This window comes from Morganella sp. GD04133 (assembly GCF_029835375.1).
GTDB lineage: Bacteria > Pseudomonadota > Gammaproteobacteria > Enterobacterales > Enterobacteriaceae > Morganella > Morganella morganii_B.
This window is the reverse complement of record NZ_JAODZS010000014.1, coordinates 17,895-31,228: the sequence shown is the minus strand read 5'-3', so window position 1 is coordinate 31,228 and position 13,334 is coordinate 17,895. Positions and strand designations below refer to the sequence as shown.

The 13,334-nt window shown below is 51.1% G+C and carries 15 protein-coding genes; 2 read left to right on the top strand and 13 right to left on the bottom strand.

Annotation, left to right across the window (positions count from 1 at the left end):
- Window positions 1–86: 86 nt before the first annotated feature.
- The 4 genes from tolA to ybgC are packed head-to-tail and all read right to left on the bottom strand — an operon-like array spanning window position 87 to window position 2,734.
- Entirely contained in the window at window positions 87–1,172 is a 1,086-nt protein-coding gene (tolA, locus tag N7387_RS08480) for a cell envelope integrity protein TolA (RefSeq protein WP_262861085.1), read from the bottom strand.
- Between the two features lie 46 nt (window positions 1,173–1,218).
- Window positions 1,219–1,644 carry a colicin uptake protein TolR gene (tolR, locus tag N7387_RS08475; protein ID WP_025153445.1) on the bottom strand — a complete coding sequence of 142 codons (426 nt, stop codon included), beginning with the start codon at window positions 1,642–1,644 and terminating at the stop codon, window positions 1,219–1,221.
- A gap of 14 nt (window positions 1,645–1,658) precedes the next feature.
- Window positions 1,659–2,345: a Tol-Pal system protein TolQ gene (tolQ, locus tag N7387_RS08470; RefSeq protein WP_004241620.1), complete on the bottom strand. Its 687-nt coding sequence runs from the start codon at window positions 2,343–2,345 to the stop codon at window positions 1,659–1,661.
- A complete protein-coding gene (ybgC, locus tag N7387_RS08465; protein WP_045138323.1) occupies window positions 2,342–2,734 on the bottom strand; it encodes a tol-pal system-associated acyl-CoA thioesterase in 393 nt (130 codons plus the stop codon). The genes tolQ and ybgC overlap by 4 nt, the downstream gene beginning before the upstream one ends.
- Window positions 2,735–2,899: 165 nt before the next feature.
- On the opposite strand from ybgC, the gene N7387_RS08460 reads away from it, so the two are divergent.
- Window positions 2,900–3,058, top strand: coding sequence for a hypothetical protein (locus N7387_RS08460; RefSeq protein ID WP_262861084.1), 159 nt, complete (start codon window positions 2,900–2,902; stop codon window positions 3,056–3,058).
- A 114-nt stretch (window positions 3,059–3,172) separates the two neighbouring features.
- On the opposite strand, the gene N7387_RS08455 is transcribed toward N7387_RS08460, so the two are convergent.
- Window positions 3,173–3,583, bottom strand: coding sequence for a hypothetical protein (locus tag N7387_RS08455; RefSeq protein WP_279798182.1), 411 nt, complete (start codon window positions 3,581–3,583; stop codon window positions 3,173–3,175).
- Complete coding sequence (locus N7387_RS08450; protein WP_279798181.1) at window positions 3,576–4,949, bottom strand: MFS transporter; 1,374 nt, start codon at window positions 4,947–4,949, stop codon at window positions 3,576–3,578. Before N7387_RS08450 ends, N7387_RS08455 begins: the two co-directional genes overlap by 8 nt.
- A gap of 91 nt (window positions 4,950–5,040) precedes the next feature.
- Here N7387_RS08450 and N7387_RS08445 point away from each other — a divergent pair, with 91 nt between their 5' ends.
- A complete protein-coding gene (locus N7387_RS08445; protein ID WP_279798180.1) occupies window positions 5,041–5,934 on the top strand; it encodes a LysR family transcriptional regulator in 894 nt (297 codons plus the stop codon).
- 67 nt (window positions 5,935–6,001) lie between these two features.
- Here N7387_RS08445 and ybgE read toward each other — a convergent pair whose 3' ends face one another.
- The 7 genes from ybgE to odhB form a co-directional block, all read right to left on the bottom strand.
- Window positions 6,002–6,286: a cyd operon protein YbgE gene (gene ybgE, locus N7387_RS08440; RefSeq protein WP_262861080.1), complete on the bottom strand. Its 285-nt coding sequence runs from the start codon at window positions 6,284–6,286 to the stop codon at window positions 6,002–6,004.
- 5 nt (window positions 6,287–6,291) lie between these two features.
- Window positions 6,292–6,399: a cytochrome bd-I oxidase subunit CydX gene (gene cydX, locus N7387_RS08435; RefSeq protein ID WP_262861079.1), complete on the bottom strand. Its 108-nt coding sequence runs from the start codon at window positions 6,397–6,399 to the stop codon at window positions 6,292–6,294.
- Between the two features lie 13 nt (window positions 6,400–6,412).
- Complete coding sequence (gene cydB, locus N7387_RS08430) at window positions 6,413–7,555, bottom strand: cytochrome d ubiquinol oxidase subunit II (RefSeq protein WP_025153451.1); 1,143 nt, start codon at window positions 7,553–7,555, stop codon at window positions 6,413–6,415.
- A gap of 14 nt (window positions 7,556–7,569) precedes the next feature.
- On the bottom strand, window positions 7,570–9,132 hold the full coding sequence (gene cydA / locus N7387_RS08425; protein WP_279798178.1) for a cytochrome ubiquinol oxidase subunit I: 1,563 nt from the start codon (window positions 9,130–9,132) through the stop codon (window positions 7,570–7,572).
- An 802-nt stretch (window positions 9,133–9,934) separates the two neighbouring features.
- Window positions 9,935–10,807, bottom strand: a complete 873-nt coding sequence (gene sucD, locus N7387_RS08420) for a succinate--CoA ligase subunit alpha (protein ID WP_004235649.1) — start codon at window positions 10,805–10,807, stop codon at window positions 9,935–9,937.
- Window positions 10,807–11,973 (bottom strand): ADP-forming succinate--CoA ligase subunit beta, encoded by a 1,167-nt coding sequence (gene sucC / locus N7387_RS08415; protein ID WP_004235648.1) that lies wholly within the window; start codon window positions 11,971–11,973, stop codon window positions 10,807–10,809. Before sucC ends, sucD begins: the two co-directional genes overlap by 1 nt.
- A 148-nt stretch (window positions 11,974–12,121) precedes the next feature.
- On the bottom strand, window positions 12,122–13,333 hold the full coding sequence (gene odhB, locus N7387_RS08410; RefSeq protein WP_279798176.1) for a 2-oxoglutarate dehydrogenase complex dihydrolipoyllysine-residue succinyltransferase: 1,212 nt from the start codon (window positions 13,331–13,333) through the stop codon (window positions 12,122–12,124).
- Window position 13,334 lies beyond the last annotated feature (1 nt).

Sequence of the window (13,334 nt, the reverse complement as noted above, 5' to 3'; positions counted from 1 at the left end):
TTTTAACAAACGTTCCTAACCAAAACCAGATACCGCAATAAAAACTAACAACCGGATATATTTGGTTAGTCACACTGTATTACAGCTTATTCCGGCTTAAAGTCCAGTTTAGTATTCTTAAACTGCTGCCAGACCGATTTGCTCGGCGGAGCAGGAATACGGGCCTGCTTCGCCGCCGCGAGTGCAGCCTGACATAAACCGTCATCACCACCAACCGCATTCACACTGATAAGTGTTCCCTTATCTGTGATATTAATTTCCAGCGTACAGGTCTTACCGCGGTACAGATCCGCATTGTAGAACTTCGCCTGGATCGCTAACCGGACCTGTGCGATATAACCGTTCATATCACCATCCGAGTTTGTTCCGCTCTTCTTGCCACCGCCCTGACCGGCTGCGGATGCACCGCCGCTTTCTGTGCCCGGGGCGTTGGATGCCAGTCCGCCGAGGAGGTCATCCACTTCGCTGGCCTGTTTTTTCGCGGCAGCTTTGGCGGCTTTTTCTTTAGCCGCTTTGTCTTTGGCTGCTTTTTCAGCTTTGGCGGCTTCTGCTTTGGCTGCTTCTGCTTTAGCGGCTTCAGCCTTGGCGGCTTTTTCCTGAGCCGCTTTTTCGGCTTTGGCTTTTTCTTCTTCAGCCGCTTTCTGTGCGGCGGCTTTCTCGTCAGCCTGTTTCTTCGCCAGTGCCTGTTCTTTAATTACGTTTTCTTTTTCAGCCTGCGCTTTGGCTGCGGCTTCTTCCGCCAGCTTCTGCTCTTCTTTGGCTTTCTTCACGGCTTCCTGAGCTTGTTTTTGCTGCTCTTCAGCCTGTTTTTTCTGATCTTCCACTTTTTGTTCGGTCTTCAGGCGCTCTTCTTCAATCGCTTTTAAGCGCTCCTGCTCACGCAGTTCTTTCTGACGTAATTCTTCTTCCTGCTGCTTCGCTTTTTTCTCGCGCTGCGCCTGAGCCTGTTTTGCGTTGGCCTGCTGCTGTTGCTGCTGGTTGAAGTTTTCCACCATCGCGTTCGGATCAACCATAATGGCGTCGATCACCTGACCGCCTTCACCGCCGCCGGTCAGTCCTGATTTGGTGACAAATGATCCCCAGATCACAAGCGCAATCAGCAAAAGATGCAACACCACAGAGGTGATGACAGAACGATTTAATTTATCTTTACGCTCTTTCAGCTTTCCCACGCTTAATTCCCTAACCTTCTGAGTGAAAACATCTGCATAACAAACCTTACATCGGCTTCGTCATCAGGCCCACAGATTTCACTCCGGCCTGTTTCAGAATATTCAGGCCGTTAATAATCTCTTCGTAAGGCACATCTTTAGCGCCGCCGACCAGGAAGACAGTCTTCGGATCTTCAGCCAGATACTGTTTTGCCGCTGCAATGATCTGCTCTTCCGGTAACAGTTCCAGACGATCCTGCTTCACCACCAGGGTGTAGCGGCCGACACCGGAGACTTCCAGGATCACCGGCGGATTATCATTAGTGGAAACGGCCTGAGAATCGGAGGCATCCGGCAGATCCACTTCCACACTCTGACTGATGATCGGCGCTGTTGCCATGAAGATCAGCAGCAACACGAGTAACACGTCCAGTAAAGGAACAATGTTAATTTCGGATTTCAGCTCCCGCCGGCGTCCGCGATGACGTGCCATGATAATCTCCTGCCTTATTTCTTATCAGCAGTAGCAAAGGCCTGACGGTGTAAAATCGCCAGAAATTCTTCGCTGAAGTTGTCGTAGTTCTGTTCTAATTTATTCACGCGCTGATTAAGACGGTTGTATGCCATAACCGCAGGAATTGCGGCAAACAGACCGATTGCGGTTGCAATCAGGGCTTCCGCGATACCCGGCGCCACCATCTGTAATGTTGCCTGTTTTACCGCACCGAGGGCGATAAAGGCGTGCATGATCCCCCAGACTGTCCCGAACAGGCCGATATACGGGCTGATAGAACCGACAGTACCAAGGAACGGGATGTGGTTTTCCAGATTTTCCATCTCACGGTTCATGGAGATGCGCATTGCACGCGCTGCACCGGTTTCCACCGCCTGCGGAGAGTGCACATTCGCCTGATGCAGGCGGGCAAATTCTTTAAAACCGGAGTAGAAGATCTGCTCAGTCCCGCTCAGTTCATCACGGCGGGCCTGGCTTTCTTTATACAGACGGGACAGTTCGATTCCTGACCAGAATTTGTCTTCAAACGCTTCTGCTTCACGGGTGGCCGCATTCAGGACTTTGGTGCGCTGAATAATAATGGCCCACGAGGCAACAGAAAAGCCCAGCAATACCAGCATGATAAATTGCACGAGGTAACTTGCTTTCAGGAATAAATCCCAGATATTCATGTCAGTCACTGCTTAAACTCCGCGACAATAGACTCAGGAAGCGCTACCGGCTTCATTAAAGAAATATTCACGCAGGCGACCAGTACCTCTGCGCGACATAAAAGAGTTCCGTTTTTATGCATAAGTGTCTGCGTAAATGTCAGAGACGCACGACGGATATCGGTGATCTCACTGCGTACCTCTAACAGATCGTCTAACCTTGCCGGATGGTGGTAATCGATAGTTAATTTGCGGACCACAAAGCCGAGCTGCTCTTCCAGCAGACGCTGCTGGTGAAAGCCCCGTTCCCGTAACATTTCGGTTCTGGCACGCTCAAGAAATGCCAGATACTGCCCGTGGTATACCACACCACCAGCATCGGTATCTTCGTAATAAACCCGTATCGGCCAACTGAACATTGAATATCCCGCAACTTACTTTTATCAGACAACATGCCTTGCAAACTATACGTGAAGAGCAAACGTATTGAAAATGCTTAGTTCGTAAAGATAAGAAAAGCCCGTTTGTCCGCGCGCTAATCATACTCGCCTTTATCCAACACGCAAGCCCCCGGAAGGGTTGAGATGAAAAAATATTTTGTTACGTATTACAATGCCTTAGCGGCATTATTTTTTGCTCAGAAAGCTATCATTAAACACTTATTAAAAGACATTTTTCCTCACGAACACGCAAAAATCCGGAATTATCCGGATTTTTCTGCTACCGATTTATTTACAGGATAATCTAACTTATTGTAATTTCATAAATTAAATCACCTTGTTTTTATTTTGTGAAAACAGGATTTATGACCCCTGTTTACCGGCTGAAAAACCGGCCGTCAACCCGCCGGTGTTGTTTTATGCAGACAGCGGCGTTTCATGTAAATAATGCCACCGCCACTTTCCGGTATCCTCCCGGCGTAGAATAACCAGCGAGCGCCGTACGGTGGTGCTTCCGGCAAAATGCTGTGTCTCCAGATAACGTACTGACAAGGTGTTTTCTGTCAGGCTGACACAGTGATATTCCGACGTTTCAATCGGTGCTCCCTGCCTCTTACCCTGTATACGGGTGAACATCTCCGTCACCGCCGCAAGGTCAATAACAGCCCCGCTGATACCGGTCATGGAAAACTCAGATGTGAAGTGGGTCAGCAATTCAGACAGTGCTGCCTGCCCTTCTGCTCCCGAAACCGTAAAGGTTTTAAAAATCAGGTTATGAACATGATGAATTTCATCACACGCCTGCTGAAACAACATCGTATTACTCACGGATAATCTCCTCTGCGGGTTTTAATGAAGTACGAAACTGCGGGCGGATCAGGAAAATCAGCGGGATAAGCCCGGCCAGTGCGCCCCCCAGAAATGTCAGCGCAAATGCCTGTCCCGGGGCAACCGTATTCAGGGTCTGATACAGCGTCATCATGACGGCGGCACCAATACTGAACACCACCTGACGGTTAATATTCCAGATCACACTGGCTTTGTTCAGCTGTGCGCCGTGAAAATCATACAATGCAGTAGTTTGTGCGCAGTTGGCAGCGATACCGCCGCCGGTGCCGGTCAGCAGGTAAATCAGACCGATGAAATACAACGGCGTGTGGCTGTCTGTCAGGGCAAACAGCGCGATACCGCCGCTGTGCAGCAGCAGACTGATAATAAACAGACGCCCGGCACCGGTCCGGTTATACACTGCGCCGCTGATCAGCATCGCCACCATCGCCCCCGCCGCATACAGCAGCATAAATGCACCGGTGACGGCGGTACTCAGACCGGGAACCGTGGTCAGATAAAAGATAGCGAGGATGTTCGCCCCGGTAAACACCCCCGGTACTGCGTAATACACCGCCACCGACAGCCACAGCCGGGTATTTTTCAGCAGCGATAAATCAATAATCGCCTGCGGGGTCTGCCGGTAATGGCGGTAATAAAGCCCGGCACTGCACAGCATCAGCCCGCCGAGCGCCAGTGCGCCGGTGATATTGTGATATTCCCCGTATAAAGAGAGGGCAATCAGCAGGGATGCCAGCGTCAGGCTGACCAGCAGCAGCCCTTTGAGATCCGGTGCTTCTCCGGCAGCGGTTTTCGGTTCACGGATCCAGCACCAGGCCAGCAATGCTGTAAAGAGTGCCACCGGCGCATTGACATAAAAGACAGGCCGCCAGCCGGCCAGATCAACAATGATCCCCCCGGCCATCGGGGAAAGTGCAGGCGCAATCAGCGCGATCATCATAATAATGGTGGATATTTTGCTTCGCTCACGCCCCTGAAAATACTGAAAAGTCAGTGACTGCCCGGCGGGGATCAGTAATCCGCCTGCCACGCCCTGTAAAAAACGCCAGAAAATCAGCGAAGCAAAGGATCCTGCACTGCCTGCCAGCACAGCCGCTGCGGCAAACAGCAGCATGGAAGCCGTCATCAATTCGCGGATCCCGAAACGGGCCGCCAGCCGGGGACTGAGCGGAATAATCAGTGTCAGCCCGAGAATATAGCTGTTTGCCACCCAGGTCACCGACAGGGATGACACCTGCATGACCTTCGCAATAGCAGGCAATGTGATGGCCGACATAAAGATATTGATGCAATCAATAAAAAAGCCCAGCAAAAAAATCAGGGCGATACGGTAACGATAAGTCATGGTTTCCTCCGGTCAGCAGTGTAAAAGCAGTTGACCACAGCCGTCTATGCATCAAAATAGACAATACTGTTTGAGAAAACGAAACAATCTGATGCTGACATCCGTTGAGAAGATCAATACCTTTATTTATGTTGTGGACACCGGTTCCTTTACCCGGGCCGCTGCACGCCTGAATCTGAGCAAATCGGTGGTCAGCCTGCATATCAAAGCCCTGGAATCCGAGCTCAGTACCACACTGCTGCACCGGACCACGCGGCAGTTTACCCTGACGGAATCCGGCCAGGCGCTGTATCAGCAATTCAAACCGCTGTTACAGCAGTTTGACAGTGCGCTGGATGCCGTCAGAACGGGAACCGCTCAGCCACAGGGGCCGCTGAGTTTCAGTGCCGCCGCCGAATTCGGCGGTCAGTTTCTGCTGCCGCAACTGCCCGCCTTTACACAACGCTATCCGCTGATCAGGGCGGATTACCGTGTCGATCACAGCCTGAGTGATTTGATTGCCCTGAAACTGGATGTGGTGTTCCGGCTGGGCACGCTGAGTGACAGCGGTCTGCGGTTCCGCAAACTGGCTGATTTTCCGGTCTGCTATGTGGCAACGCCTGAATTTATCCGGCAGTACCGGATAACGGAAAACAGTGATCCTGCCGCCCTGCCCTTTATCGCCAACAGTAATCTCACCGCCCGTTTCAGCCGTCGTCAGCATCTGCCCGCGCCGGACAACCGGGTGTTTATCTCTAACGCGATTCAGGCGATCCGCACCATGACACTGGCACATCAGGGTTACAGCCTGCTGCCGGTCTGGTATATCCGGGAACAATTAGCTGAGGAGAAGCTGGTTCCGGTGTTCACCCGTCAGCCGGTGCCGGATCAGAGTATCAATATGGTATTTCCGCCCGCTGCGCATTTGCCGCAGAAGGTCCGGGTGTTTATTGATTATTTTGCCCGGTTTTTTGCCGGTAATGCTGCATTGCTGCACTATCCGTGAACCGGAGCGGAGGCAGAAAAGAAAAAAGCCGTTCATATGAACGACTTTTTAGTCATAAACGTTTGTATCAGCTGAACAAATGATAAAGGCCGTAACCCAGAATCACCACCGCCGGAAGCGGATGGAACAGAATCTTCCAGATTGTGCGCTTCGGCCGGAATGCCAGACCGAAAATGGCACCGTTACATACCGCCCAGATCATCAGCAGTCCCTGCCAGATCTGTAATGAGCTGGTGTTTGCCGCAAAACGCGACGGATCCCAGATCACACTCAATGCCAGCCCCAACGCCATCAGCAGGACAAGGACCCGGATGGGGCCCTTATCCAGTAGTTGGTAAGACTTATCCAGCATCCGTCTTACTCGCCTGAAGCGGCTTTATCTTCCTGGTGCTCAATAGCCAGTGCTGCAATAACAGCAATACTGCAGGCCAGGAGCGTTCCGAGGATCCATGCAAAATACCACATATTCGTCTGCTCCTTAGTACAGTGAATGTTTGTTCTCTTCGATGAAGGACTTATCAAGACGCCCTGCCATCTTCACGTAACACCAGATGGTGTACAGGAGAACAATCGGCACAAAGATAATCGCAACAACCGTCATCACCTGGAGAGTAAACAGACTGGAGGTTGCATCCCACATGGTCAGGCTGACGTTCGGGTCGATGCTTGAAGGCATAACGAACGGGAACATCGCTGTACCGCAGGTCAGGATCACACCGGCAATGGTCAGTGAGGTGAACAGGAATGCCCATGCACCTTTATCCATGGCAGTGAACATCACAACCAGCAGCGGTGATACCAGACCAATAGCAGGCAGGATCCACAGGATTGGATACGCATTGAAGTTTGCCATCCATGCGCCGGCTTCCTGTACCACTTCTTTATTGACCGGGTTAGACGCACCGAAATGGTCGATGTCAGAGACAACACGGAAACCTTCGATACCGCCCCACATCAGCCATGCACCCGCCGCCGCAAACAGAACAAATGTCAGCAGCGCTGTGATCGTGGTGGCTTTACGCACACGCACATGCAGATCACCGGTGGTACGCATCTGCAGGTAAGTCCCGCCGTGCGCCACGATCATCATCAGGCTGATTAAACCGGCTAACAGACCGTACGGGTTCAGCAGACCGAAGAAGCTCCCTGCATAAGACACCTGCAGCTGGGAGTTAACTTCTACCGGTACACCCTGTAACAGGTTACCGAAGGCCACACCGATCACTAATGACGGTACGAAACTGCCGATAAAGATACCCCAGTCCCACATACCGCGCCATTTTGGTGATTCCAGTTTTGAGCGATAGTCAAAACCGACCGGACGGAAGAATAATGCCGCCAGGACCAGAATCATTGCGATATAGAAACCGGAGAATGCTGCCGCATAGACCATCGGCCATGCTGCGAACAGTGCACCACCTGCGGTGATAAGCCATACCTGGTTACCGTCCCAGTGCGGTGCGATCGCGTTAATCATGATACGGCGTTCAGTGTCATTTCTGCCGATAACACGCAGCAGAACACCCACGCCCATATCAAAGCCATCAGTTACAGTGAAGCCAATCAGCAGTACGCCAATCAGGATCCACCATACAAACCGTAATATTTCATAATCAAACATAAGTGGGCTCCTGTTTACTTAGCGTCTTGTGCCGGGGACGTTTCGAAATGATAACGGCCGGTTTTTAAGCTGCTTGGACCAAGACGTGCAAATTTGAACATCAGGAACATTTCAGCAATCAGGAATAAAGTATACAGACCGCAAATCAGCGCCATAGAGAACAGAATGTCTCCGGCTGCCAGATGTGACGTTGCATATGCTGTCGGTAATACTTCACCAACTGCCCATGGCTGACGGCCATATTCTGCAACGAACCAGCCCGCTTCAACACCAATCCACGGTAACGGCAGGCTGAGGAAAGCAGCACGCAGCAGCCATTTTGATTTGCCGACACGGTTACGCAGTACACTCAGGAATGACAGACCGAGAACGATCAGCATCAGAGCACCGGCTGCCACCATCAGGCGGAATGCCCAGAACAGCGGTGCAACGCGCGGAATGGAGTCTTTGGTTGCTGCCTGAATCTGCTCTTCCGTTGCCTGACCGACGTTGTCGGTATAGCGTTTCAGCAGTAAGCCGTAACCAAGGTCTTTTTTGCTCTGATTAAAGGCATCACGGACTGCCGGGTCGGTATTACCACCGCGCAGCTGCTGTAACAGATCATACGCCACCATACCGTTACGGATACGCGCTTCGTGCTGCACCATCAGGTCACGCAGACCGAGAACCGGCGTATCAATGGAACGGGTGGTGATAAGACCCATCAGGTACGGAATCTCAATCGCAAAACTGTTTTCCATTTTTTCCTGATTCGGGAATGCGATCACGTTAAATGATGCAGGCGCAGGCTGGGTATGCCATTCACCTTCAATCGCGGCGAGTTTGGTTTTCTGCACGTCACCCATTTCATAACCGGATTCATCACCCAGCACGATAACGGATAACACGGCGGCGATACCAAAGCTTGCTGCAATCGCAAAAGAGCGTTTTGCAAACGCGATATCACGGCCTTTCATCAGATACCACGCACTGATAGACAGTACGAAGATCGCACCGGTACAGTAGCCGGCAGCCACTGTGTGCACAAATTTAACCTGTGCAACCGGGTTGAGAACCAGTTCGGAGAAGCTCAGCATCTCCATACGCATGGTTTCAAAGTTGAAGTCAGCAGCAATCGGGTTCTGCATCCAGCCGTTTGCCACCAGGATCCACAGTGCAGAGAAGTTGGAACCGAGTGCAACGAACCAGGTCACCATCAGGTGCTGTTTCTTGCTGAGGCGATCCCAGCCGAAGAAGAACAGACCCACAAAGGTGGATTCGAGGAAGAATGCCATCAGACCTTCGATTGCCAGAGGCGCACCGAAGATATCACCGACATAGTGAGAGTAGTATGACCAGTTTGTCCCGAACTGGAACTCCATGGTCAGACCGGTAGCAACACCCAGAGCAAAGTTAATACCAAATAACTTACCCCAGAACTTCGTCATATCTTTATAGATTTGTTTACCGGACAGGACGTAGACCGTTTCCATGATCGCTAACATGAAGGACATCCCTAATGTTAGCGGTACAAATAAGAAATGGTACATCGCTGTTAAGGCAAACTGTAATCGCGACAGTTCGACAATATCAAACATCTTGACTCCTTGCTCCTAGCAGGAAGACACCGACATGCGGCAACCCAAGCTTTCCTGAAGAAAGAAAGCAACATAACTACCAGCAATAAATGCCTCTAAATGCAATAACAAATTAGCAACAAAAAAACACCTAAATAGACACCCTAATAATAGTACGCTTATATTTGCACACAATAAACCGCTTTTGCGTGATTCAGATTGGAATTCTGAGGATATATCAAATAATGCGCAGCGTAGTCATTTTCGGCTATTTTGATCTGCCACAATTTAAACAAACTACCGAAATAATGCCAGTGCAATATATTGATTTACGTCAATTTTCCCGTTACGTGTTAATTAAAATCGCAGATATGGTCATTGCGTTATTTTATTGTTAATGTGATGTACACACAAATACAACCAAACAGAAAAATACCAATAATATATGCGCTTTTTATTAACCTTTTATTTTCATCAGCAATCCTGGTTAATTTTATGAGCCGGATAATTCAATTATAAATAAATTATCACTAAAACTGTTATTGTCTGTTTGTATTAACGCATGACAATAATCATTTTCGGCGCAAAAATTAAGTATAAATCAAGATGATAAAAAACGCCCTTTTATACCTGAGACTTTTTGCTGTGTAAACGATACAGCAAGCGTTTCAGAACAATTCAGAAAATTGATTAAAACAACAGCAATAACAGAAGGCAGCGCGTAAACGCGTGTAATCAGGCAGAAATGGCGGAATTGTGTTCAGATCAAAAAACAGCCGGAAGCGGCATGAAACCAGCCCCGGCTGTATAATACTGGCAGAAATTATTTATTCAGAATCGCTTTTACCGCATCACCGATATCGGCCAGGCTGCGGACCGTCTTCACACCGGCAGCTTCAAGGGCCGCAAATTTCTCATCTGCGGTGCCTTTTCCGCCTGCGATAATCGCCCCCGCATGGCCCATACGTTTGCCTTTCGGTGCAGTCACACCCGCAATGTACGCCACAACCGGTTTGGTGACATGGTCTTTGATAAAGGCAGCCGCTTCTTCTTCCGCACTGCCCCCGATTTCACCGATCATCACAATCGCTTCTGTCTGCGGGTCATTCTGGAACATACGCAGGATATCAATAAAGTTAGAGCCCGGAATCGGGTCACCACCGATACCCACACAAGTGGATTGTCCCAGACCGGCATCCGTCGTCTGTTTCACCGCTTCATAAGTCAGCGTACCGGAACGGGAAACGATCCCCACTTTACCCGGCAGATGGATATGTCCCGGCATGATCCCGATTTTGCACTCACCCGGGGTGATAACACCCGGACAGTTCGGGCCGATCATCCGTACACCGGCTTCATCCAGCTTCACTTTGACGGTCAGCATATCCAGAGTCGGGATACCTTCCGTGATGGTGATAATCAGCTTGATCCCTGCATCAATCGCTTCCAGAATGGAATCTTTACAGAACGGTGCCGGAACATAAATAACAGAAGCGGTCGCACCGGTGGCTTCCACCGCGTCACGCACCGTGTTAAAGACCGGTAAACCTAAATGTGTTGTACCGCCTTTGCCCGGCGTCACACCGCCGACCATTTTGGTGCCGTACGCAATTGCCTGTTCAGAGTGGAAAGTCCCCTGGCTACCTGTGAATCCCTGACAGATAACTTTGGTGTTCTTATCGATTAAAATAGACATTATTTCGCTCCCACTGCTGCAACAACACGTTTCGCAGCATCCGTCAGGCTGGTTGCCGCAATAATATTCAGACCACTTTTCGCCAGTTTTTCCGCACCCAGTTCCGCGTTGTTCCCTTCCAGGCGCACAACCACCGGCACGCTGACACCGACTTCCTCAACGGCACCGATGATCCCGTCCGCAATCAGGTCACAACGGACAATCCCGCCGAAGATATTGACGAAGACTGCTTTGACGTTTTCGTCAGACAGAATGATTTTAAAGGCTTCCGTCACACGTTCTTTGGTTGCGCCGCCGCCGACATCCAGGAAGTTTGCCGGTTCACCGCCGTGCAGTTTGACGATATCCATGGTGCCCATTGCCAGACCGGCGCCGTTCACCATACAGCCGATATTGCCGTCCAGTGCCACATAGTTCAGTTCCCACTGTGCAGCCTGTGCTTCGCGGGCATCTTCCTGTGACGGATCATGCATTTCACGCAGTTCCGGCTGGCGGTACAGGGCGTTACCGTCAATACCTAATTTGCCGTCGAGGCAGATAAGTTCGTCCTGTGTGGTGATCACCAGCGGGTTGATTTCCGCCATGGCCAGGTCACGCTCCAGGAACATGGTTGCCAGTCCCATAAAAATTTTGGTGAACTGGCTGACTAACTTACCGGTCAGACCCAGTTTAAAGGCCAGTTCGCGCCCCTGATACGGCATCGGGCCGGTCAGCGGGTCAATCACCGCTTTGTGGATCAGTTCCGGTGTTTCATGTGCCACTTTCTCAATTTCGACACCACCTTCAGTGGAGGCCATAAAGACCACACGGCGTGAACCGCGATCCACCACGGCACCCAGATAAAGCTCTTTGGCGATATCTGTTGCGCCTTCCACCAGCACCTGATGCACAGGCTGACCCAGTGCATCTGTCTGATAGGTTACCAGACGTTTGCCTAACCACTGTTCGGCAAACGCACGAATTTCATCTTTGCTTTTAACCAGTTTCACACCGCCCGCTTTCCCGCGGCCCCCGGCATGAACCTGGCATTTCACGACCCACGGGCCGCTGCCGATTTTGGATGCTGCTTCTTCCGCTTCACGGGGTGTGGAGCAGGCATAGCCTGCCGGTGCAGGTAAACCATACCGGGTGAAGAGTTGTTTTGCCTGATACTCGTGTAAATTCATGATGTTCTATCCATAATTTGTCTGATGAGAGCGGACTCTCTTATTGTTGTTGCCTGGATAGCGCCGGTTTCCCGGCGCAGGGACACAGATTCACTGTCGCGAGTTCAGCCGGGCGGTTTTAGCGCGATGCCGCCCGGATGAGGGTTGACTACACGTCGAGCAGTAAACGTGCCGGATCTTCTAACATCTCTTTAATGGTCACGAGGAATCCGACAGATTCACGGCCATCAATCAGACGGTGGTCATAAGAGAGTGCCAGGTACATCATCGGCAGGATCACCACCTGACCATTTACCGCCATCGGACGATCCTTAATCGCATGCATTCCCAGAATCGCACTCTGCGGCGGGTTAATGATAGGTGTGGACATCAGTGAGCCGAATACCCCGCCGTTGGTAATGGTAAAGTTACCGCCGGTCAGATCTTCCACGGTCAGTTTGCCTTCCTGACCTTTGACAGCCAGCTCTTTAATGCGTTTTTCGATTTCCGCCATGCTCAGCGCATCTGCATCACGCAGGACCGGGGTCACCAGACCGCGCGGTGTGGAGACCGCAATACTGATATCGAAATAGTTGTGATACACCACATCTGTACCGTCGATAGAGGCGTTCACTTCCGGATAACGTTTCAGTGCCTCAACCACCGCTTTCACATAGAAAGACATGAAACCGAGGCGCACACCGTGGCGTTTTTCAAACGATTCGCCGTACTGTTTGCGCATATCCATCACCGGCTTCATGCTCACCTCGTTAAAGGTGGTCAGCATTGCGGTGTTGTTTTTCGCTTCCAGCAGACGCTCTGCCACACGCTTGCGCAGACGGGTCATCGGTACACGTTTTTCACTGCGGTGCGGTAAACCGGCCTGAGAAACCGGCTCAGAGGCGGCTTTTGTCGGCGCTTTCGGCTGCTGTGCCAGGTGTTTCTCAACATCTTCACGGGTCAGACGACCACCGACACCACTGCCGGTAATATCTGACGCTTTCAGGCCGTGCTCTGCGAGCAGGCGGCGCACCGCCGGGCTTACCGCATCATTGGTTTCTTCATCCAGACCGGCGTTCTGACGCTGTGCCGGTGTGGACTGTACTTTTTCTTTTATTTCTGCAGGCAGACCGGTGCTGTCGCCCAGACGGATGCGTCCGAGCAGTTGTTTAGAGAGAACCGTCGCCCCTTCTTCTTCCAGCACCGCTTCCAGAACACCGGAATCACTGGCAGGGACTTCCAGCACGACTTTGTCTGTTTCAATTTCCACCAGCACTTCATCACGTTCGACGCTGTCACCCGGTTTTTTGTGCCAGGTTGCCACCGTGGCATCGGCAACAGACTCAGGGAGATCAGGAACCAGAATTTCTATGCTACTCATT

Coding starts and splice junctions, on each gene's coding strand:
- tolR (WP_025153445.1), bottom strand. CDS start 1,644: ATGGCACGTCATCGCGGACGCCGGCGGGAGCTGAAATCCGAAATTAAC.
- ybgC (WP_045138323.1), bottom strand. CDS start 2,734: ATGTTCAGTTGGCCGATACGGGTTTATTACGAAGATACCGATGCTGGT.
- N7387_RS08460 (WP_262861084.1), top strand. CDS start 2,900: ATGAAAAAATATTTTGTTACGTATTACAATGCCTTAGCGGCATTATTT.
- N7387_RS08450 (WP_279798181.1), bottom strand. CDS start 4,949: ATGACTTATCGTTACCGTATCGCCCTGATTTTTTTGCTGGGCTTTTTT.
- N7387_RS08445 (WP_279798180.1), top strand. CDS start 5,041: ATGCTGACATCCGTTGAGAAGATCAATACCTTTATTTATGTTGTGGAC.
- ybgE (WP_262861080.1), bottom strand. CDS start 6,286: ATGCTGGATAAGTCTTACCAACTACTGGATAAGGGCCCCATCCGGGTC.
- cydX (WP_262861079.1), bottom strand. CDS start 6,399: ATGTGGTATTTTGCATGGATCCTCGGAACGCTCCTGGCCTGCAGTATT.
- cydB (WP_025153451.1), bottom strand. CDS start 7,555: ATGTTTGATTATGAAATATTACGGTTTGTATGGTGGATCCTGATTGGC.
- cydA (WP_279798178.1), bottom strand. CDS start 9,132: ATGTTTGATATTGTCGAACTGTCGCGATTACAGTTTGCCTTAACAGCG.
- sucD (WP_004235649.1), bottom strand. CDS start 10,807: ATGTCTATTTTAATCGATAAGAACACCAAAGTTATCTGTCAGGGATTC.
- sucC (WP_004235648.1), bottom strand. CDS start 11,973: ATGAATTTACACGAGTATCAGGCAAAACAACTCTTCACCCGGTATGGT.
- odhB (WP_279798176.1), bottom strand. CDS start 13,333: ATGAGTAGCATAGAAATTCTGGTTCCTGATCTCCCTGAGTCTGTTGCC.